The sequence below is a fragment of the Sphingomonas lycopersici genome, assembly GCF_026130605.1.
In the GTDB taxonomy this organism is placed as follows: Bacteria; Pseudomonadota; Alphaproteobacteria; order Sphingomonadales; family Sphingomonadaceae; genus Sphingomonas; species Sphingomonas lycopersici.
The window spans coordinates 398,647-419,748 of sequence record NZ_JANFAU010000004.1 but is presented as its reverse complement, the minus strand read 5'-3'; the positions used below and the strand labels follow the sequence as shown (position 1 = coordinate 419,748).

Sequence of the window (21,102 nt, the reverse complement as noted above, 5' to 3'; positions counted from 1 at the left end):
TAAGGCGTCGTGCGTAAAGAGCGATCCACCCCGGCGCATCGACGGCGCCTGTACGAAGGCGCGGCGATCCGGTAGCCGGCCGCATCCGATCCACGATGTCGAAAGAAGGAAGCAATGAAGAAGCGCGCGCGTGGAGCCCTGATCGCCTTGGCAGGCGTCGTCGCATTGAGCGGCGTGTCGGCGGCGCCCGAGCCGAACGCCGCCGCGACCGAGGAAGCACGCGCGCGACTGCGCGAGGCGTTGCAGAACGATCCCGATCTGCCGAGCGTCGCGCCGGCCGGTTATGACCTGACGATCGTCGTCTTCTCGGACTATCAATGCCCCTATTGCCGCAAGCTCCACCCGGCGCTGACCGGGCTGCTGCGCGACGACAAGAAGGTCCGCATCGTCTATCGCGACTGGCCGGTGTTCGGCCCGGCGTCGGAGGAGGCGGCGCGCGCGGCGATGGCCTCGCGCTATCAGGGCAAATATACCGCGTTCAACGATGCGCTGATGAAGACCAGCGGCCGCATCACTGCCGAAAGCATCCGCGTCGCGGCGCAGGCGGCGGGGGTCGACTGGCAGCGGCTGCAGGCCGATCTGACGACGCACAAGGCCAAGATCGACGGCGCGCTCGCCCGCACCGATCAGTTCGCGCGGATCATCGGCCTCACCGGCACCCCCGGGCTGGTGATCGGCCCGTATCTGTTCCCCGGCGCATTGAGCGAGGAAAATCTGCGGACGGTGGTAAAAGCCGCGCGGCAACGATCCGCCTCATAAGTCGAGGATAGATAAGGAAGAAGCGTGATGCAGTCGAACAGGAACCGCTCGCGCAAAGGTCGGGCGGCGTTGCTGGCGGGGTTCGCGCTGGCCGTGCTTTTCCCCGGCGTGGCGTCCGGCGAGCCGGTGACGGCTTTCCGTCACGTCAACGTCGTCCCGATGGATCGCGAACAGGTGCTGCGTGATCAGGACGTCGTCGTGACCGGAGACGCGATCACCGCGATCGGCCCGAACCTGCGCCTTCCCGCCGAGGCGCGCGTGATCGATGCGCACGGGAAATATCTGTCCCCCGGCCTCGCCGACATGCATAGCCATTCGGAGAGCCGCGAGGACATGAAGGTCTATCTCGCGAACGGCGTCACGACGATCCTCAACCTCGGCGGCGCCACCGCCACCTTCGTCGATCAGCGCGTGCCGCTGTTCAACAGCGGGAAACGGCCGGGGCCGCACGTCTATCTCGCGCTGCGGATCGACGGTACGCCCGAATACGGCCAGATCGTCGTCAAGACGCCGGACGAGGCGCGCGCGGCCGTTCGGCTCGCCAAGACCAACGGCTATCAATTCATCAAGCTCTACAACAATCTTTCCGCGGACGCCTTTGTCGCTGTCGCCGACGAGGCGCGGCGCGAGGGGCTCGGGCTGACCGGCCATTATGTGCGCGCGGTCACGCTCGCGCAGCAGCTCCAGTCGCACGATGTCCTCGTCGCGCATCTCGAGGAGCTGATGTACGCGCTGTTCACCCCGCCCGATCAGGACCCGCTCGCCGCGCCGCCGGACAGCGTCATCGCCACCGCTGCGCAGACGCTGAAGGCAAATCGCGCGTTCGTCGTCGCCGATCTGTTCACCTTCGAAACCATTGCGGCGCAATGGGGGCGCCCCGCGGTTGCCGCCGCTTATTACACCGGGCCCGAGGCGAAGTTCGTGCCCTACGAGTGGCGGCTCGATTGGATGCGCGAAGATTATATCAGCAAAAAGGGCAGCCTCGATCCGCGCGCAACATTCGAGGCGCGCCTTGCCAAGGGACTGAGCGACGCCGGTATTCCGCTATTGGCCGGCACTGATGCGCCGACCATTCCCGGGATTTATCCGGGATTTTCGCTCCACGACGATCTCGATCGGCTGCAGGCGGCGGGGCTGACGCGCTTCCAGGCCTTGTCCGCCGCCACCCGCACGCCGGGCGACTATATTCAGGCGACGCTCCACGAGCCGAAGAAGTTCGGCGAGGTGAAGGCGGGATATCGCGCGGATCTGGTGCTGACCGACCGCAACCCGCTCGACGATCTCGGCGTGCTGCGTCATCCGGCGGGCGTCATGGCGGGCGGCCATTGGTATTCGCAGGCGGACCTCGGCGCGATGCTCGCACAGGTCGAGGGCGATTATCGTCGCGCGGCGGCAATGGGTGGTGCGGACAAGCCCTGAGCGGGGTTGCTACGACCGTATACGATCGGTTAGCCCCTCGCGCATAACGAAAGGGGATTCAGTAACATGCGCCTTGCCGCACCTTTGCTCGCCTCCGCACTCGCGATGGCGATCGCGCTGCCCACTTATGCCGCCGACAAGGCGCCCCGGCCGCAGCCGGCCAAGCATGCCGACGAGCCCGGCAATGCGCCCGACGACGCGGCGCGTGCTTCCGACAAGGCCGATACCGCGCAGGCCAGCGCGATCGAATATTCGGTGTCGCGCCACCGCTCGATCCCGTTCCACGGTGCGACGCTCGGCTATACCGTCACGCCCGGTACGCTCACGATCCGCAACGACGAGGGCGAGCCGATCGCCTCGATGTTCTACACCGCTTATGTCGCCGATGCGTCGAGGAGCGGCAAGGCGCGGCCGATCACCTTCATGTACAACGGCGGCCCCGGCTCGTCGTCGATGTGGCTGCACATGGGCAGCTATGGTCCGCTCAAGGTCGACGTGCCAGGGCTCGATGCGCTGCACGGCGAGCCGGGGCGGCTCGTCGCCAATCCGGATACGATCCTCGATCGCACCGATATCGTCTTCCTCGACGCGATCGGCACCGGGCTGTCACGGCCGCTCGGCAAGGCGACCGGCAAGGATTTCTGGAGCGTCGACGGCGATCTCGATGCCTTTGCGCGCGGCATCCAGCGCTATCTGACGATCAACAACCGCTGGGCCTCGCCCAAATTCCTGCTCGGCGAAAGCTATGGCACGACGCGCACCGGCGGGCTGGCCTATGTGCTCCAGCAGCGTGGCGTCCAGCTTGCCGGCGCGACGATCATGTCGACCGTGCTCAACATCCCGTTGCTGTTCGATCCCTCGGTCGATCAGATGCACGTCAATGCCTTCCCGACCTTCGCGGCGACCGCCTGGTATCATAACCGCGTCGCCAACAAGCTCGCCGATCTCGATGCCTTCGCCAAGCAGGCGCAGGCCTTTGCGACCGGCCCTTATGCCGCCGCGCTCTCCAAGGGCGACCGGCTGACCCCCGAGGAACGCACGCAGATGGCGCAGCAGGCGAGCGCGCTGCTCGGCGTCTCGCCCGATTTCCTGCTGCGCACCAATTTGCGCCCCGGCCCTGATCGCTTCCGCAAGGAATTGCTGCGCGATCAGCGGCGCACCGTCGGCCGGCTCGACAGCCGCTTCGACGGGATCGATGTCGACGCGGGCGGCGACAGCCCCGAATTCGACGCCGCCAACGAGGCGATCTCCGGCGCGTTCATCGCCGCGATCAACAATTATCTGTTCAACGATCTCGGTTATCAGACCAAGCTTTCCTATCGCCCGAATTTCTATTCGAGCATCGGACCGGCCTGGGATTGGAAACATCGCGCGCCGGGCAACGGCCGCCAGTTCGCCGCCAACACCTCGGTCGATCTCAGCCAGGCGATGCGGCAGAATCCGAAGATGAAATTGCTGTCGCTCAACGGCTATTACGATATCGCGACGCCCTTCGCGGGCGCCGATTACGATCTTGAGCATATGGAGCTCGATCCCGCCCTCAAGGCCAATATCACCTATAAATATTATCCCTCGGGCCACATGATCTACATCGAGCCCGGGTCGGCGGCGCGGCTGCGGCAGGATATCGACGCCTTCTACGACAGTATCACCCGCTGAGCCGAAGGAGATGAACCCGATCCTCCGTCGGCGGTTGCGTCTGCCCGGTGCGTTGCTCGCGCTGCTGTCGCTCGGCGTCGCCGGGATCGGCGTCGCGAGGGCGCGCGTCGACGCCTTTTCCGGCCTCGTCGCGGCCGAGCGGCGGTTTGCGGCGGATGCGCGGCGGCTGGGGATCGGCGCGGCGTTCCTCGCGCATGTCGCGGCGGACGGCATCCTGCTGCGCCCCGCGCCGGTGCCCGCGCGCCCGGCGCTGAGCGCCGACAAGAACGATCCGGGGGTCGTGCTGGAATGGCAGCCGGCGACCGCGCTGATCGCGCAATCGGGGGATTTCGGCGTGACCACCGGGCCGTATCGCCTCGCGGCGGCGGGCAAGGCGTCGCACGGCCAGTTCCTGACGGTGTGGATTCGCGATCCGGCGGGGCAATGGCATTGGTTCCTCGATCACGGCCTGCCGCCCGCGCCGGGCGACCTGGCGGCGCCGTTGCCGCAAACGGTCGAGCGGCTGGCGGCGGGGAAGCGCACAGCCGGCAGCGATCCGGCGCAGGCCGACGACCGGCTCAACGATGCGGTGCTGAAGGGCGAGGGCGATACGCAATTCGCGATGCTTGCCGCCGATGCGCGGTTGCTGCGTCCGCGCCGCGCGCCGCTCCCCCCGGCCGAAGCGAAGGCCGCGCTGGCGGCGGATGCGCCGGCGACGGCGATTGCCCGGCTCGGGATGCGGACGGCGCGAACCGGGGATCTGGGGGTGACTTACGGCAAGGTGACGAGCGCGGGCGGCAAGGATTTGACCTATGTGCGCATCTGGCGGCGCGATGCCGCGGGCTGGCGGGTGGTGATCGACGAGCGAACCTGAGCGGGAGCACGAGGGGAGCGACGTGTCGTTGCCCCCCTCGTCGGGTCGACCTCAGGCGATCGTCGGGATGATCCCGCCCTCGACGCGGATCGCCGCGCCGTTGGTGATCGCGCCGAGCGGGCTGGCGAGCAGCGCCACCTGTGCCGCGATCTCGTCCGCCTCGATCAGCCGCCGGATCAGCGACAGCGGGCGCATCGTCCTGAAGAACTCGGCCTCGCGCTCGGCCTCGGGCGCATCCTTGTTGTCGACCACCGACCGGATGAATTCGACGATCCCCTCCGATCGCGTCGGCCCGGGCATCACCGAATTGACCGTCACCCCGGTCCCGCGGGTCTGCTCGGCCAGCCCGCGCGCGATCGCGAGCTGCGCGGTCTTGGTCATGCCGTAATGGATCATCTCGCTCGGCACGACGAGGCCGCTCTCGCTCGCGACGAACAGGATGCGGCCCCAGTCGCGCGCCAGCATCCGCGGGAAATAATGCCGCGCCAGCCGCGCGCCGCTCACCACGTTCACCTCGAACAGATGATGCCAGTCGGCGTCGGTGATCTCGGTGAATGGCTTGGCTTCGTAGATGCCGAGGTTGTTGATCAGGATATCGGTGTCGGGCACCGCCGCGATCAGCGTGTTCGCGCCCTCGGCGGTGGCGGGATCGGCGAGCACCGCCTCGACCTTGCCGACCGCGGCGATCCGCGCCGCCGCCTCGTCGAGCTTGGCCTGGTTGCGGCCGCAGATCGTCACCGTCACGCCTTCGGCGGCGAGGCGCTCGGCGATCGCGAGGCCGATCCCGGCGGTCGATCCGGTCACCAATGCGGTCTTGCCGGTCAGTTGAAGGTCCATCCGTTTTCTCCGTGATTTCGAAGGCGCGAGAATAGGAACGATCGGCAGCGCCGATTAGATCGCATCACATCATGACAGTCGTGCATCGAAATCACAGATCTTTACATGCGCTGCGCGACGGCCGCGGAATATGTTATGCCGCTGCCGATCGGCGCGCCGCCGGCAATGCCGGAGATGGGACAGGGGAATATGGATCGATTCGACGCGACCTTGGCTAACCTTCTGGCCCGGCGCAGGCTGTTGGCGTCAGGCGCGGCGGCGCTGGCCGGCGGGGCGATCGCGCGCGCGGCGGGCGGTTTCTCGCGCCCGGCGCCCGATGCGGGGCTGGTCGGCCGCCCGGTCAGCGGGTCCTTTCCGCAAAAAGGCGCGATGATCGTCCAGCGCAACCGCCCCCCGCTGCTGGAAACCCCGATGGAGGTTTTCAACGACAACGTCTTCACCCCCAATGATCGCTTCTTCGTGCGCTGGCATTGGGCGGATATCCCGCTGGAGGTCGATGCCGCGGGTTTCCGGCTGACGATCGGCGGCGCGGTCAAACGTCCGCTCGCGCTGCGCCTCGACGAACTCCTCAAGATGCCGCGGATTTCCTATGCCGCGGTCAATCAATGTTCGGGCAATAGCCGCGCCCTGTTCGATCCGCGGGTTCCCGGCGCGCAATGGTCGCATGGCGCGATGGGCAATGCACGGTGGGAAGGCGTGGCGCTCAGCCACCTGCTCGAGCTTGCCGGGATCGATCCGGCGGCGACCCGTGTGCGCTTCGGCGGGCTCGACAAGCCGCTGACCGCGGTCGATCCGTTCAAGAAATCGCTCGCCGTGAATCATGCGATGGACGGCGAGGTGATGGTCGCCTTCGCGATGAACGGCGAGCAATTGCCGATGCTCAATGGCTTCCCGCTGCGGCTGATCGTCCCCGGCTGGTTTTCGACCTATTGGGTCAAGTCGCTCGACAGCATCGAGGTGCTGAACGGCCCCGACGACAATTACTGGATGGCCAAGGCCTATCAGGTCCCCACCACGCCGCATGCGAACGTCGTGCCCGGCACCAAGGAATTCCCCAAAGCGCCGATCAGCATCATGCCGCCGCGATCGTGGATCACCAACCTCAAGGATGGCGCCACCCTGCCATATCGCCCGCGCATCGGGGTCAACGGGATCGCGCTTGGCGGCGACCAAGGGATCAGGAGCGTCGATATCTCGATCGACGGCGGCAAGAGCTGGATCGCGTCGCGGCTCGGCCCCGACGAGGGGCGGTACAGCTTCCGCCGCTTCAGCACGGTCATTCCCGTTCTCGCGCATGGCACGATGACGATCATGTCGCGCTGCACGAACGAAAAGGGGGAGGCGCAGCCGATGGCGCCCAACTGGAATCCGGGTGGCTATATGCGAAATTGCGTCGAAGCCTGCACGGTGCGGCTGGTATGAGGGGCGCACGCATTGCCCTGGCGGCGCTCGCGATCGGCGCGCTCGCCGCCTGTTCCGGCGCGGTCCGCGAGCCGGCATCCGACAACGGGCAACAGGCCAAGTTCGCCGCGCTCCGCTCGACGAGCATCGCGCTGCCCGAGGACGATCAGACGTTCGGCGAGGGCGCGGCGGTCGCCCCGCTCAACGCGCATTGCCTCGCCTGTCATTCGACGAGCATGATCCTGTATCAGCCGCAACTGTCGAAGGCGCAATGGCAGGCGATCGTCGACAAGATGCGCGACGCTTATGGCGCGCCGGTCCCTGCCGATCAGGCACCGGCGATCGTCGACGCGCTGGTCGCGCTGCAGGCGAAACACGCCGACGGGCGCTAACGGTAATCGGGATCATGCCGAGCTTTCCTGGGCTCCCGCCTTCGCGGCGACACAAGGAAGCGCGTACCACCCCGGCGAAGGCTAGGCGGGCGTCTCGGTCAGTTCGACGATCTCGAACGCATAGCGCGACCAGCCGCGCTGCCGGGCGGCATCGGCGGTGGCCGCTTTCTTGGCGGTCGCCTCGCGGAGCGACTTGGTGTGCCCCCAGAAGACCTCGGTGCGCCCGTTGGCCAGCTCGGCGACGATCCGCCAATAATGCGTGAAATCGGCCGCGGTCGGGCCGATCGTCTTGACATAGCCGTCGGGCAGCGTGGCCGTGAGATAGCGCTTCTTCTTCGCCATGCGGCGGCGATAACCGATTTTGCGCGACGGCGCATGGCCGGGGCCGGCGATCGTCACTAGTGGTGAGAACACAACGGATGAGTCCCGGAATCCTTTTCCGTCATGCCGGGCTTGACCCGGCATCCAGAGCTACAAAGGACACCGCCTGAGACTCTGGATGCCGGGTCAAGCCCGGCATGACGGGTGAGCGATTCGGGACCCATCCGTCTGAATCTATCCACTAGATATCGGCGATCCAACGAGAAAGGTGAAAGATGAAGGGGTTTGCGGCTTTTCTGGCGATGGCATCTTTGGCGGTGCCGGTTGCGGCGCAGGATAGTGTGGGGCCGCATAATCGCGCCGAGGCGGTGAAGATCATCGCCGGGTTGCGCCAGATCGTCAGCCCCAATGGGCTGCAGGCGATCGAGACGATCCCGATCGGCGGGATCAAGCAGGTCGTGTCGATCCGCAGTCAGGATCTGCGCAACCCGGTGATCATCTATTTCCACGGCGGCCCCGGCTTCGTCGAAATGCCACTCGATTGGTGGTGGGATCGCGGGTGGGACGAATATTTCACCGTCGTCCAGTGGGATCAGCGCAATGCGGGCAAGACCTATACCGCCAGCGGCGCGAACGACCCCGCCTTGCTCACCCCCGAACGCTATCAGCAGGACGCAGAGGAGCTGGTGCAATGGGCGCGCAAGCGGTTCGGCAAGCGCAAGGTGTTCGTTCTCGGGCATAGCTGGGGCAGCATGCTCGGGCTCAAGCTCGCCGCGGCGCACCCCGAATGGCTCTATGCCTATATCGGGATGGGCCAGATGACCAACGGGCGCGAAAGCGAACAGCGCGGCTGGGCTTGGACCCTGGCGCAGGCCAAGGCCGACAATAATGTTGAGGCGATCCGCGAACTCGAATCGATCGCGCCTTACGCGCAGGGCGATGCGCCGCTGCCGGTCGATGCGTTGCTGATCCAGCGCAAATGGCTCGGCCATTATGGCGGCGCGGCGTGGCGGCGGACCGGCGGCGATTTCGAGATGGCGGCGTTCAAGCTCGCCCCCGAATATAGCGACGAGGATGTCCGCAACGCCTTCAAGGGCCAGCCGCCGGTGACGCAGGCGCTGTTGCCGAAGATCCTGACGACCGATCTGTCGACGATCCGGACGCTCAAGGTGCCGCTGATCCTGCTGCTCGGGCGGCACGATATCAACGTATCGAGCGACGTTGCCGCTGAATGGTATGCGCAGGTGAACGCGCCGTCGAAGCGGCTCGTGTGGTTCGAGCGCTCGGGGCACCACATCACCAGCGAGGAGCCGGGCAAGCTGCTGATGACGCTGGTCGATTACGCGCGGCCGATTGCGGCGAAGGCGGGCGACGTCGCGCCGTGAAACGCCGGGGGAGGGGCGAAACCTCCCCCGGCCTGATCGGCGTCAGGCGATGCGCGCGCGGACCAGTCGCTCGAGCACGGTGAGCGGCATCGCGCCCTTGAGCAGCACCGAGTGGAAAGCGCGCGGGTCCCAGTTCGCGCCCGCCTTGGCGCGTGCCTCATCGCGCAATTTGGTCCAGACGGTGTGACCGATCTTGTAGCTGCACGCCTGCCCCGGCCAGACGGTATAGCGGTCGATCTCGCCCTGGCTGCGGCCGCGCGCGATGCCGGTGGTGGCGATGAGGTAATCCGTCGCCTTCTCGCGGCTCCAGCGCTTCGCATGCATGCCGGAATCGACCACCAGCCGGGTCGCGCGGAACAGCAGCGACTGGAGATAGCCGACCTGCCCCAGCGGATCGCCCTCGAACATTCCCATTTCGTCGGCGAGCTGCTCCGAATAGAGCGCCCAGCCTTCGGAATAGCCGCTGAAGAAGCCGCGCCGGCGGATCAGCGGAATATCCTTCGATTCGAGCGCCAGCATCACCTGCAAATGGTGGCCCGGGATCGCCTCGTGATGCGTCAGCGTGGCGAGGCCGAACTTCGGCCGATCGAACGTGTCGCGCAGGTTGATATAATAGATGCCGGGGCGGGAGCCGTCGAGCGAGGCGTTCTGATAATAGCCGCCCGGCGCGCCGGCCTGGATCGCCGGGGGCACGCGGCGCACCTCCACGGGGGCCTTGGGCAGGGTGGCGAATTGCTCGGGAAGCCGCGGCTCCATCCGGCGGATCTGCCGGTTGAGCTGGTCGAGCAGCGCGGCGCGGCCTTCGTCGGTATTGGGGAAGACCTGATCGGGACGCTCGTTGAGCGCGACCAGCCGTGCGCCGACCGTCCCCTGCGACATGCCCTGCGTTTTGAGGATCGCGTCGATCCGCGCGCTGATCTCGGCGACCTGCTCCAGCCCGAGCGTGTGGATCTCGTCCCCCGTCAGCCGGGCGGTGGTCGCGGCTTCGGCGGCGGCGGCGTAATAAGCGTCGCCGTCGGGCAGGCGCCACACCCCGGCGTCATGCGCCGCCTTGCCGCGCAATTCCTTGACCAGGGCGCGCTGGCGATCGAGCGCGGGGAACACCTTGTCCGCCACCAGCGCGGCGGCCTGCGTCGCGCGTTCGACGGGCAGCCCGGCCTTGTTCAGTTTCTCGGCAAAGCCGGTGACGAGCCCGGTCTCGGCCGCCGGCTTGTCGCGCAGCGCGGCAAACTGCTTGAGCGTGGTATCGAGGATATAGTCCGGCGCGAACACGCCCTTGCCGGCGTCGATCCGCTGCTGCTCGGTCTCCTGATCGAGCACCGTCGCAAAGGCGCCGAGCCGCGCGAGATAGGCGTCCGCATCGGCGGCGTCCTTCACGCGATGCTGGGTATCGAGGAAATCGGGGATGTCCTGATAGGCGCCGGTCAGCTGGCTCAGCAGATAGGGCGAGAAGCGCCCGCCGTTCGAGCCGTAGTGGAACCGCTCCTGCCCGGCGATGCTGCGTTCGAGCTGCCAGGTGACGACGTCGTAATCGAGCCGCGCATCCTCGCCGAGCGTCGCCGGGTCGATCGCGCGGATCGCAGCGAACTCGCTCTTGGCGCGGGCGAGATCGCGCGCGGCATCGATCGCGCCGCGTCCTTCGAGCCGCGATTTCAGCGCGGCGTTCTTGCCGGTATCGAGCCCCAGCCGCGTCGCGCCTTCGGGATTGCTGACCAGCCGGTCGGCGAAAATCCGGTCGAGCAGCGCGTGGAGCTTCGCATCGTTGCTGCCGGCGGTGGCGGCGCTTGTCGCGGCATAAGCGCCGGCGGGCAGGCTCGCGGCGACGGCGGCGATACTGGCGTGGCCAAGAAACGAACGGCGATCCATTGGAATATTCCCCCGGGGATTGGTAACCGCGCGGGGGTAAACGTGATCGCCCTGCGGAGGCAATGCTCGCCGGTCCGCGACGGGCGATCAATGGCCGGCGGTGGCGGAAAACAGGTTCATCACGACAACCCCGGCGATGATCAGCCCCATCCCGATGAGCGCCGCGGCATCGAGCTTCTGCCCCTGAACGATCCAGGCGATCGCCGCGATCAGCACGATCCCGACGCCCGACCAGATCGCATAGGCGACCCCAGTCGGGATGTGGCGAAGCGTCAGCGACAGGAAATAGAAGGCTACGACATAACAGATTCCCATGATCAGCGTCGGCAACGGGCGGGTGAACCCCTCGGATTGTTTGAGGAACGAGGTGCCGATCACTTCGGAGATGATCGCGATCGCGAGAAAGGCGTAGCTCATCCGCTCGCGATAGGGGGAGCGGCGATGCCGGACAATATTGCTGTCCTGATCGGCGCAACTGGCCTCCGCCGCGCGAGCGCGATAGGAAGCGCCGATGCCGCTGATGATATTGGTCGATGCCGATGCCTGCCCGGTCAAGGAGGAGGTGTACAAGGTCGCCTTCCGCCACGCGGTGCCGGTCACGATCGTCAGCAACAGCCCGATCCGGGTGCCGGCCCACCCGCTGATCGCGCGCGAGCTGGTCGGGAGCGCGTTCGATGCCGCCGATGACTGGATCGCCGAGCGTGCTGATGCGCAGACCGTGGTCGTCACCGCCGATATCCTCCTCGCCGATCGTTGCCTGAAGAATGGCGCGGCGGTGCTCGCGCCAAATGGCCGCCCGTTCACCACCGCATCGATCGGCGGGGCGATCGCGACGCGCGCGATCATGGCCGATCTGCGGGCAGGCGGGGATGTGATCGGCGGGCCGCCGCCCTTTTCCAAGACCGACCGATCACGCTTTCTTTCCGCGCTGGACGAGACGCTGGTGCGGCTGAAACGGCGCGGCTGACCGGTGCGCTACCGCTGATTGCGCGCGGGTCGTCTCACCGATAGACCGGCGCGATGGACGCCCTGTTCCGCTTTCCGACGGCGGGTCGCCGCGACCCCGCGGTCGAGGCGTGGTTCGCCGGCGGTGATGCGCTGCGCGGGCTGGCCGAGCCGTGGTTCGAGCGACTGCGCGCGTGCGGCCCCGACGTGCGCGAGCTGATCCACGACGCGCGCCCGACGGCCTGCGCCGGGGATGCGGCTTTCGCTTATGTCGACGCTTATGCCGAACATGCCAATATCGGCTTCTTCTTCGGCGCCTTCCTCGACGATCCGGCCGGCCTTCTGGAGGGCGCGGGCAAGCGCATGCGCCACGTGAAGCTGCGGGTGGGGCGGATGCCCGACGAAGCCGCGCTCGACCGGCTGGTCGCGGCGGCTTACCGCGACATTCGCCGGCGTCTCGACGCTGCCGGGGGCTGAGAACCGCGGCTCAGCGCTGCAGCGCGCGCCGCGTCTCCTCATTGGCGGGGTAAAAACATTCGAGCGTCAGCTCGGCCAACGTCACGTCGACCGCGGTGCCGAACACCGTCGTCGTCGAGAGGAACGACAATGGCATGTCGCTGGCCGGATCGCGGATGACCAGCGGCACCGCGATCCGTGCGGTCGGGCCGTGCGGCCTTTCGCTTGCCGGCGCAGGCAGCGCGCGCAACTCCTGATGCAGCGCGAACAATATCGGATCGCCGGACCGTTCGGCATCGTCGCGCAGCCGTGCGAGCAGGTGATGCCGCCACTCGGCGAGGTTGACGATCCGCGGCGCGAGCCCGTCGGGATGCAGGCTGGCGCGCAACACGTTGGTCGGCGGCGCGAGCAGCGCCGGATCGACCCCCGCCAGCAACGCCCCGGCCGCATCGTTCGCGGCGACGAGATTCCAATGCCGGTCGACCGCAAGCGCTGGAAAGGGCCCGTGGCCGCGGAGCACCGCGCCGATCACCTCCTTTGCGGCGGCCATATCGGGTTCGTCGATCGATCGCTCCGGGTGGAGCGGCGCGAAGCCGGCGGCGAGGAGCAGCCGGTTGCGCTCGCGCAGCGGCAGCGCCAGCGGTTCGGCGAGGCGCAGCAGCAGGTCGCGGCTCGGCGCGGCGCGCCCGCTCTCGACGAAGCTCAGATGCCGCGTCGACACATCGGCCTCGCCCGCCAGATCGAGCTGGCTCAGCCGGCGCCGCGCGCGCCAGTCGCGCAGGAGATCGCCGACGCCGTTGGTTTGTGTAGCCATAAACCGATCCTAAACCCCAGCTGCGTGCGTGCCATTACCTGTGAGGTAATCGCTTTGGCCATGCGGCGGCGTCATTTTCTCCGGACCAACAACGGAGACGAAAGATGACCGACCCCAATACCATTGCCCACAACTATCTGGCGGTGTGGAACGAGGCCGACGATGCTGCGCGGGCCGACCGGCTGTTCGCCGGCTGGTCGAACGATGCGCGTTATGTCGATCCGTTGATGAAGGGCGACGGGCGCGAAGGGATTGCGGCGATGATCGCGGCGGCGCGGGCGCAATTCCCCGGACATGCCTTCACGCTCGCGGGGACGCCCGACGGCTACGGCAATTACGTGCGCTTCTCCTGGACGCTGGCGGCCGACGGACCGGCGGTCGCGGCCGGGACCGATGTGGTGCGGCTGGACGAAGCCGGGCGCATCGCCGAAGTGGTCGGCTTCCTCGACGGCACCGCCGCATAATGACCGATGTGCGGTGCGGGCCGGCGCCCGCACCGCACCCCTTTCAGGAGAGGCACGCGATTTTTCGGTAATCCGCTGTTGAGCTTGCCGCGCGGATTGCGGCAAAGGCGCGCGCCTGATGTTGAGTAAATTACCCCGCAAGGTCGCCGTGGCGATGGCCCTCCTCCTTCTCGCCGTGGTGGGGGGCGGGATCTGGTTGCTGTCGCGGCCGGGCGTGCTGTCGCCCGCGCCGACGCGGTTCGGCTGGCCCGCGGCGCTGACCAATGTGGCGGGCGACGGGGTGCGGGGTCATACCGACGGCGCGGCGGCGCAGGCGCGCTTCGGCGATCCGTTCGCGGTGGCGATCGATGCGCACGGGGCGCTTTACGTCGCCGATGCCGGGCGCGTCCGCAAGATCGACCCCGACGGCAATGTGACGACCTTGCCCGGATCGTTCGATACCCCGTCGGGGATCGCGCTCGATCGCGCGGGGAATGTCTTCGTCGCGGAGACCGGTGCCAATCGTATCCGCCGGATCGGCGCGGACGGCACGGTCACGACGCTCGCGGGCGACGGGACGGCGGGCTATCGCGACGGCGCGGCGGCGCAGGCGCGGTTCGACGGGCCGATCGGCGTCGCGGTGGACGACAAGGGCAATGTCTATGTCGCCGACACCTATAACGATCGCATCCGCGCGATCGGCGCCGACGGCCAGGTGCGGACATTGGCGGGGCAGGACATGCCGGGTTTTGCCGACGGGCAGGGCGCAGCGGCGGCTTTCGACACGCCGACCGGCGTCGCGCTCGATCGCGGCGGCGCGTTGCTCGTCGCGGATACCGGCAACGACGCGCTGCGCAAGGTTTTGCCGGACGGCCAGGTCTCGACGCTCGCGCGCACCGACCCCAAGGACGGCACCGGGTTGCTCAGGGGCGCGGTCGGGGTGGTGCCGACCCACGACGGGTTCGTCTATATCGCCGCCTTCCAGCGCGGACGCATCGTCCAGCTCTCCCCCTCGGGTGCGCTGGAGGTGCTCGCCGGGCCGGGATCGCCGGTCGAGGGCAATGCCGCGTTGCCGCTGATCGGCCCCGCCGGGCTGGCGATCGATCGCGCGGGCGCGCTCTATGTCGCCGATGCCTCGGCCTATGCGCTTCGCAAGCTCGCCCCGCGTCGCGCCGGCGCCGCATCGGCTCCCCTTCCGCAACCCGCGCCGCCCGCGCTGGTCCGCGCGTCGCTGGTCCCTTGGCCGTTCCGCCCGCAGCTCGGCTGGCACGAAGTGGTCGGCGATCTCGGCGAGGTGCGCGGCAATTACGAAGGCGAGAGCCGCGATCACCTCCACGCCGGGCTCGATATCAGCTCCCCGCCGGGAACGACCGCGGTCGCGTCGGCGGACGAGACGGTGCGCGATCCGATCCCCAATTGGGGCTTCGACGGGCTGAGCGAGGGGCTGCGCATCGACGATATGACCTATATCCACATGCGCGTCGGCCGCACCGAGGCGGGCGCGTCGCTCGATCCGGCGCGCTTCCGCGTCACGCGCGATGCGCAGGGGCGGGCCGCCCGCGTGCGGATCAAGCGCGGCACGCGCTTCCGCGTCGGCGATCCGCTCGGCACGATCAACCGCATGGCGCATGTCCACCTCGAACTCGGGCCGCCGCGCGCCAAGGTCAATGCGTTGCTGCTGCGCTTTCCCGGGTTCGGTGATCATGTCGCGCCGCATATCGATGACGTGCATGTCCTCGACGGCAAGGGGCAGCGGCTGACCGCATCGGACAAGGGGCGGCTCGTGGTGCCGGCGGCGGGCGGGGATGTCAGCATCGTCGTCGAGGCGTGGGATCAGGTGGACGACAATGCCGCGCGCCGCCGGCTCGGCCTGTACAAGGCCGGGTTCCAGATCCTGAAATCCGACGGGACGCCGGTCCCCGGCTTCGAACAACCGCGCGTCATGATCGAGTTCGATCGCATGCCGAATGCCGCCGACGCGGCGCGGATCGCTTATGCCCCGGCGAGCGGGGATACGGTCCACAGCGACCAGCGGACGCGCTTCCTCTACGTCGTCACCAATATCGTGCGCCACGGCCGCGCGGAGGAGGGCGGGTGGAGCCCGGCGGATCTCGCGCCGGGGGATTATACGATCCGCATCTATGCGGCCGATCACGCCGGGAATGTCGCCTCGGGGAAGCGCGATCTGCCGATCACGATCCGCTGAGCCGCCGCCGCTCGGGAAATGCTATGGCGCGATCAGCACTTTGCAATCGTCCGTCCGGTGGCGCAGCGCCTCGAAGCGGGCAGGGGTATCCTCCAGCGCGATCGTACCGGTGACGAGCAACCGCGGCTCGACGGCGCCGGCGTCGAGCGCATCGAGCGCGGCCTCATATTCCTGCCGGGTGAAAAAAGCCGAGGTGATCAGCCGCACCTCTTTCGACAGCATCGCGAAGCTGTTGAACGTATCCGGCTGGGTGCATAATCCGAGCAGCAGGATCGTGCCGCGGTTGCGCACCTGGCGCACCGCCTGCGCGATCAGCCCCGGCCTCCCGACGCATTCGAACACGATATCCGCCGCGCCCAGCGCTCGCGCAGCCGCGCCGACCGGATCGTCGCGATCGGCGACGAAATCGGTTGCTCCCATCGCCAGCGCGCGCTCGCGCTGGTGCGTGGCGATATCCTGCAGCACCACCGCGCTCGCCCCGCGCCGCCGCGCCCAGAAGGCGACCGCCAGCCCGATCGGCCCCGCGCCGAGGATCAGCACGCGATCGCCGGGTTGGAGGCCGCTCATATTGACCCCGTGCAGCGCCACCGCGAGCGGCTCGATAATCGCGCCGTCGGCAAGGCTGGCGGTTTTGGGCAGGCGCACGCATTGATTGGGGCGGGTGACGGCATATTCGGCATAGCCGCCGCCCTGCAGCCCAAAGCCTGCGCACCACGCGGGTTCGCCGGCAAGGCACGCGGCGCATTGTCCGCAACTGGCGAGCGGGATGACCGAGACGAGATCGCCCAACCCTATCCCGTCCGTCCCGCGTCCCAGCGCGACGACCTCGCCCGCGAATTCGTGGCCGAGCACGGTGCCGGGGCCTTTGCCATAGGCGGGGTCCTCGGTCATGTGCAGATCGGAGCCGCAGATGCCGCAGCGCCCGACCCGCACCACCAGCTCGCCCGGGCCGGGGGTGGGATCGGGCAGCCGCTCGATGCGCAGCGGCTGCCCGAGTTGCTGCATGACCGCCGCGCGCATCACGTCAGCGGCTTGACCGGGCCGAGCTGCATCCCGCCGTCGATCATCACGTGGCTTCCCGTCATATAGCTGCCGGCGTCGCTCGCCAGCAGCAGCGCGAGCGGCTTGATCTGATCGGGGTCGGCGATCCGGCCGACCGGCACCAGCTCGTCCCACGCGGCGCGGGCCGCCGGATTGTTCTTGACCCAGCCGCCGCCGATATTGGTGACGAACGGCCCCGGCGCGATCGCGTTGACCCGGATGCCGAACGCCGCGAGCTCATAGGCCATATGGCGCATGAAATGCTTCACCCCCGCCTTGGCCGGCATATAGGGCACGCCGACGATCGCCTCATTGACCTCGGCGGCGTTGGACGAGGTGATGACGATCGATCCGCCGCGGCGCCCGGTCGCGCGTTCGTTGCGCTTCATCACACGGGCTGCCTCGCGCACGGTGTGGAACACGCCGGTCAGATTGACCGCGATCGAGCGGTGCCAGCGCGCCGGATCGTAGACGTCGATCTGCCCTTCGGGGTCGCGCTTGCCGTCGGGGGTCCAGAAGCCGTGGCCAGGATCGAGCCCGGCGTTGGCGAAGGCGATGTCGCACCCGCCGTACGCCGCGACATGCGCATCGAACGCGCGCGCGACCTGATCGAGATCGGTGACGTCGCACCCTTGCGCGCGCGCATCATATCCGGCGTCGCGCAGCCGCGCTGCCTCGCGGGCTGCGCCTTCGGCGTCGATATCGGTCAGCGTCACGCCGGCGCCGGCCTCGGCCATCGTCTCGGCATAGGCGAGACCGATCCCCGATGCCGCCCCCGTCACCAGTGCCGATCGACCGGCGATGGCGAACTGGTCGAGCGTGCTCACAGATAGAGCTTCGGATTGATCGCGATGCCGTGCGCGCGGCAATGGCTCTCATAATGGTTGATGAACCACCAGACGTCGGTCGTATCGACGAACTTGCCGTCGGCGTCGTAGAATTCGATCGGCCCCTGCATCCAGCCGAACAATTTCACCCCCTCGGGATGCTCGGTGACGAGCGTATGGCTTTCGCCCGGCACCTCGAGGATCAGCCCGCCCGGCGAGGCGACCCAATCATATTCGAGATAGCGCACGCTGCCCTCGAGGCAGACCATCACGATCGTCCCGCGATGAAGGTGGGTGCCGACGACCCCCGGCTCCTTCACCCACAGGATGTTCGAGAAGATGCCCTGACGCACGTCGAACGCGAGATGCTTGATCGCGGCCTTGTCGCCGAACGGCACCCACGGGCTGTCGACGTCGCTCTGGGCATCGATATAGCGCCCGCCGGGGCTGAGCCGGTCGACCAGGGATTTGAACGGGAAACCGACATCGACGATCTCGGCGCGGTCGGACGGCGGCGCCGTCATGACTGAAGACATATCAAGCTCCTCTCAGCCGCTCGACGATGGCTCGCCTTGTCCGTCCCGTCTTGCACTGGGGCGAAGCCGACCCGGACGATCGCGAAGCGCCGGCGCGGTCTCCTTGAGCCAGGCGGCGCAGAAAGCGGCGGCGATCGCCAGCCCGAGCATGATCCACAGCGGCGCCGCCAGATTTGTCGCATCCGCCGCGCGCCCCGCCGCCCAGGGGGTGAGCACGCCGCCGATCAATTCTCCCGCCCCCATGCACAGCCCGAGCGCGGTGGCGATGTGGAGCGGCTTGACGCTTTCCGACGGCACCGTCGCCATCACCAGCGGGAGGATGCCGTTGAGCCCCCAGCCGATGAAGAAGGCGGCGGCGAGCAGCCAGGTCGGCCCGAACAGGAACATCGCGCTGAGCGGCAGCAAGGCGCCGATCAGCGGGGTCGCGATCATCAACGGGCGCCGCCCGATCCGGTCCGACAGCCCCGAGACGAGGAAGCTGCCGAGCGCCGCGGAGAGCCCCAGCGTGCCCATCAGCCATTGCATCACCTTCGGCGCATAGCCGCGCGTCTCGGTGAGATAGAGCGGCATGAACACCCAGCAGACCACGACATAGGAGACGAGCAGGACCGACATCAGCGCGCAGATCAGCACGTTGCGATTGGCGAGCAGCCCCAGCCCCGCGCCGCCCGCCGCCGGCTCCCGCACCGGCCGCTGCGCCATTTCGGGTTCGCGGACCAGCAGCCAGATCAACCCCGCGCTGATCAGCCCCGGCACCCCGGCGAGATAGAACGCCTCGCGCCAGCCATAAGCCGCGGCGAAGGAGACGAGCAGCACCGGCGCGACGAACGAGCCGAGCAGGTTCGATCCCAGGTTCTGCGCGATGCCCTGCGCGATGCCGCGCCGCTCGGGCGAGACCCCTTCGGCGACCATCGCATGGCTGATCGGCATCACCCCGCCCTCGGCCGCCCCCATCAGCAGCCGCGCGCCGAGTAGCAACGCGAAGCCCTGCGCCAGCCCGGTGAGGAACGAGCAGACCGAAAAGGTCAGCGTCGACAGCACCAGCAGCAATTTGCGGTTGCGGATCGCGTCGGACAGCCGGCCGATGCCGAAGGCGGCGAGCGCCCAGGTCAGCGAAAGCCCGCTCTGGATCAGCCCGACCTGTTCGTTGCTCAGCCCGAATTCGGGCTTCACGAACGGCATCAGGAAATTGAGCGCGTTGCGATCGAAGAAGACGATGCCGAAATTGAGGCTGAGCAGCCCGACCAGCAGGATCTGATAGGCATTCGACGGGGCGGGCGAGGGGGGCGATGCGGTGGTCAAGGACACGTTCTCCGATGCGCTAGTGGATAGACCCGGACGCGGGATTCCCGTTTTTTCCAGCCCTCATGCCGCGCTCGGCCAGGCATCCAGAGTCGCAAGGACCACCGCCTGTTGCTCTCGATGCCGGGTGAGAGCCCGGCATGACGGCTGGAAAGGCGGAACCATCCGTCAGAGCCCATCCGCTGCATGACGAAACGATTGCGCAGCATGCCGCGTCAATTGTCGATCCCGAAATGATCGGCCAGTTCCTTGCCGCTGAAGCCATAGCTTGGCGCATTGGGATCGTTGAGCATCTGCACATTCCATTGCGCGAATGCGGCCTTGAGCGCGGCGAAGGTCTGCGGATCGCGATCCTTGAGATTGGCGCGTTCGAGCGGATCGGCGACCACGTCGAACAGGAATTCGTTGCCGGCGATCGACAGATATTTCATCCGCCCGCGGCGCACCGCTTTCTGGTCGTGATTCTTGAAGCGCCAGTACAGCGTGCGCTCGGGCAATGCTTGCCCGGCCAGCGCGGGCCTGAGATCGATGCCGTCGCTGGGGTAATGCGGATCGGGCGCGCCGCCGGCCGCGGCAAGGAAGGTCGGCAGCCAGTCCATCAGCATCGTCTGCTCCGCGCATGTCCGTCCGGCCGCGGTGACGCCCGGCCAACGCACGATCGAGGGGATGCGCAGCCCTCCTTCGAGCAATTCGGTCTTCTTGCCGGTGAACGGCCAGGTGCGCGAGAAACGCTCGCCGCCATTGTCGCTGGTGAAGACGACGATCGTATCCTCGGCCATGCCGAGTGCAGCCAGCTTATTGAGGATGCGCCCGATATTGGCGTCGAGCGACCCGACCATCGCGGCATAGGTCGCCATCGATCCGCCGTCATAATGGAAATAGGCGTCGGGGTTGCGCGAGGCGGCGATCCGATCGGATTCGGCCTTGCCCGCGGCATCGGGCGCCTCCCACGGCCAATGCGGCGCGGTGAAGTGCAGGCTGATGAAGAACGGCTTGCCGTCGGCCTTGCGCCGATCGAGCGCGAGGAGCGTGCGATCGGCGAGCAGGTCGGTCATATAGCCGGCCTGCGCCACCTCGGTCGTGCCGTCCCACAGATCGTGTGCGCCTTGAAAGGCGTGGCGGTAATAATCGACCCCGCCACCGCGCAACCCCCAGAATTCGTCATAGCCGCTCTTGAGCGGGCCATATTTCGGCAGCGCGCCCATGTGCCATTTGCCGATCAGCGACGTGGCATAGCCGCGCGCGCGCAGCAGCGAGGCGATCGTCGGCACCGCGGGCGGCAGGCCGATATCCTGCCGGCCGAGCGGCTCCTGCAAGCCGATCGGCAGGCGATATTGATACCGCCCGGTGATCAGCGCGACGCGCGACGCGGTGCATACCGCGCTATTGGCGTAGGCGTGGGTGAAGCGCACCCCTTCCGCCGCCAGCCGATCGAGGACGGGGGTCTGATATTCCTGCCGCCCGTAACAGGAGAGATCGGCGAACCCCATGTCATCGGCCATGATGAACAGGATGTTGGGCTGCGTCTGCCTGACCTTGCCATTGAAGGTCCGCGCGACCGCCGGCGCCCCCGCCAGCGCCGCCGCACCTGCCACCCCGGCGATCGCCTCACGACGTGAGAATGCTTTGGGCATTACCGT

Annotated in this window: 21 protein-coding genes; 11 read left to right on the top strand and 10 right to left on the bottom strand. The window is 67.6% G+C overall.

What is annotated here, in order from left to right:
• The first annotated feature begins 114 nt into the window (after positions 1-114).
• The 4 genes from NED98_RS11470 (at position 115) to NED98_RS11455 (ending at position 4,690) form a co-directional block, all read left to right on the top strand.
• Positions 115-759: a DsbA family protein gene (locus NED98_RS11470; protein WP_265313085.1), complete on the top strand. Its 645-nt coding sequence runs from the start codon at positions 115-117 to the stop codon at positions 757-759.
• A 27-nt stretch (positions 760-786) separates the two neighbouring features.
• Positions 787-2,178: an amidohydrolase family protein gene (locus tag NED98_RS11465; RefSeq protein WP_265313084.1), complete on the top strand. Its 1,392-nt coding sequence runs from the start codon at positions 787-789 to the stop codon at positions 2,176-2,178.
• A gap of 66 nt (positions 2,179-2,244) precedes the next feature.
• Positions 2,245-3,837 (top strand): S10 family peptidase, encoded by a 1,593-nt coding sequence (locus tag NED98_RS11460; RefSeq protein WP_265313083.1) that lies wholly within the window; start codon positions 2,245-2,247, stop codon positions 3,835-3,837.
• 10 nt (positions 3,838-3,847) lie between these two features.
• Entirely contained in the window at positions 3,848-4,690 is an 843-nt protein-coding gene (locus NED98_RS11455) for a hypothetical protein (RefSeq protein ID WP_265313082.1), read from the top strand.
• Positions 4,691-4,741: 51 nt separating this feature from the next.
• Here NED98_RS11455 and NED98_RS11450 read toward each other — a convergent pair whose 3' ends face one another.
• Entirely contained in the window at positions 4,742-5,527 is a 786-nt protein-coding gene (locus tag NED98_RS11450; RefSeq protein WP_265313081.1) for an SDR family NAD(P)-dependent oxidoreductase, read from the bottom strand.
• 135 nt (positions 5,528-5,662) lie between these two features.
• Here NED98_RS11450 and NED98_RS11445 point away from each other — a divergent pair, with 135 nt between their 5' ends.
• Together NED98_RS11445 and NED98_RS11440 are read left to right on the top strand one after the other, a co-directional pair.
• Positions 5,663-6,949, top strand: a complete 1,287-nt coding sequence (locus tag NED98_RS11445) for a molybdopterin-dependent oxidoreductase (RefSeq protein ID WP_432423318.1) — start codon at positions 5,663-5,665, stop codon at positions 6,947-6,949.
• Positions 6,946-7,320, top strand: a complete 375-nt coding sequence (locus NED98_RS11440; RefSeq protein WP_265268682.1) for a cytochrome c — start codon at positions 6,946-6,948, stop codon at positions 7,318-7,320. Before NED98_RS11445 ends, NED98_RS11440 begins: the two co-directional genes overlap by 4 nt.
• A gap of 81 nt (positions 7,321-7,401) precedes the next feature.
• Here the strand turns inward: NED98_RS11440 and NED98_RS11435 are convergent, their stop codons facing one another.
• Entirely contained in the window at positions 7,402-7,662 is a 261-nt protein-coding gene (locus tag NED98_RS11435; protein ID WP_265268683.1) for a hypothetical protein, read from the bottom strand.
• Positions 7,663-7,916: 254 nt separating this feature from the next.
• Between NED98_RS11435 and NED98_RS11430 the strand changes: the two genes are divergently transcribed.
• A complete protein-coding gene (locus tag NED98_RS11430) occupies positions 7,917-9,026 on the top strand; it encodes an alpha/beta fold hydrolase (RefSeq protein ID WP_265313080.1) in 1,110 nt (369 codons plus the stop codon).
• A 42-nt stretch (positions 9,027-9,068) separates the two neighbouring features.
• Here the strand turns inward: NED98_RS11430 and NED98_RS11425 are convergent, their stop codons facing one another.
• Both NED98_RS11425 and NED98_RS11420 read right to left on the bottom strand, forming a co-directional pair.
• Entirely contained in the window at positions 9,069-10,892 is a 1,824-nt protein-coding gene (locus tag NED98_RS11425) for a DUF885 domain-containing protein (RefSeq protein ID WP_265313079.1), read from the bottom strand.
• Between the two features lie 87 nt (positions 10,893-10,979).
• The gene (locus NED98_RS11420; RefSeq protein ID WP_265268686.1) at positions 10,980-11,309 is read right to left on the bottom strand and encodes an SMR family transporter; all 330 of its coding nucleotides are present in this window, start codon (positions 11,307-11,309) and stop codon (positions 10,980-10,982) included.
• A 94-nt stretch (positions 11,310-11,403) separates the two neighbouring features.
• On the opposite strand from NED98_RS11420, the gene NED98_RS11415 reads away from it, so the two are divergent.
• Positions 11,404-11,859: a YaiI/YqxD family protein gene (locus NED98_RS11415; protein ID WP_432423317.1), complete on the top strand. Its 456-nt coding sequence runs from the start codon at positions 11,404-11,406 to the stop codon at positions 11,857-11,859.
• 53 nt (positions 11,860-11,912) lie between these two features.
• Positions 11,913-12,314, top strand: a complete 402-nt coding sequence (locus tag NED98_RS11410) for a DUF1801 domain-containing protein (protein ID WP_265268687.1) — start codon at positions 11,913-11,915, stop codon at positions 12,312-12,314.
• Positions 12,315-12,324: 10 nt separating this feature from the next.
• Here NED98_RS11410 and NED98_RS11405 read toward each other — a convergent pair whose 3' ends face one another.
• Positions 12,325-13,107 (bottom strand): helix-turn-helix domain-containing protein, encoded by a 783-nt coding sequence (locus NED98_RS11405; protein ID WP_265268688.1) that lies wholly within the window; start codon positions 13,105-13,107, stop codon positions 12,325-12,327.
• A 104-nt stretch (positions 13,108-13,211) separates the two neighbouring features.
• Here NED98_RS11405 and NED98_RS11400 point away from each other — a divergent pair, with 104 nt between their 5' ends.
• Both NED98_RS11400 and NED98_RS11395 read left to right on the top strand, forming a co-directional pair.
• Positions 13,212-13,571 (top strand): nuclear transport factor 2 family protein, encoded by a 360-nt coding sequence (locus tag NED98_RS11400; RefSeq protein ID WP_179511177.1) that lies wholly within the window; start codon positions 13,212-13,214, stop codon positions 13,569-13,571.
• Between the two features lie 154 nt (positions 13,572-13,725).
• Positions 13,726-15,756, top strand: coding sequence for an NHL repeat-containing protein (locus NED98_RS11395; protein ID WP_265313078.1), 2,031 nt, complete (start codon positions 13,726-13,728; stop codon positions 15,754-15,756).
• 21 nt (positions 15,757-15,777) lie between these two features.
• On the opposite strand, the gene NED98_RS11390 is transcribed toward NED98_RS11395, so the two are convergent.
• From NED98_RS11390 to NED98_RS11370, 5 genes are all read right to left on the bottom strand, one after another.
• Positions 15,778-16,776, bottom strand: coding sequence for an alcohol dehydrogenase catalytic domain-containing protein (locus NED98_RS11390; protein ID WP_265313077.1), 999 nt, complete (start codon positions 16,774-16,776; stop codon positions 15,778-15,780).
• Positions 16,776-17,624 carry an SDR family NAD(P)-dependent oxidoreductase gene (locus NED98_RS11385; protein WP_265268691.1) on the bottom strand — a complete coding sequence of 283 codons (849 nt, stop codon included), beginning with the start codon at positions 17,622-17,624 and terminating at the stop codon, positions 16,776-16,778. Before NED98_RS11385 ends, NED98_RS11390 begins: the two co-directional genes overlap by 1 nt.
• Complete coding sequence (locus tag NED98_RS11380; RefSeq protein WP_265268692.1) at positions 17,621-18,160, bottom strand: 2,4'-dihydroxyacetophenone dioxygenase family protein; 540 nt, start codon at positions 18,158-18,160, stop codon at positions 17,621-17,623. Before NED98_RS11380 ends, NED98_RS11385 begins: the two co-directional genes overlap by 4 nt.
• A 12-nt stretch (positions 18,161-18,172) precedes the next feature.
• Entirely contained in the window at positions 18,173-19,462 is a 1,290-nt protein-coding gene (locus tag NED98_RS11375) for an MFS transporter (RefSeq protein ID WP_265313076.1), read from the bottom strand.
• 215 nt (positions 19,463-19,677) lie between these two features.
• Positions 19,678-21,096 carry a sulfatase family protein gene (locus NED98_RS11370; protein WP_265313075.1) on the bottom strand — a complete coding sequence of 473 codons (1,419 nt, stop codon included), beginning with the start codon at positions 21,094-21,096 and terminating at the stop codon, positions 19,678-19,680.
• Positions 21,097-21,102: the final 6 nt, after the last annotated feature.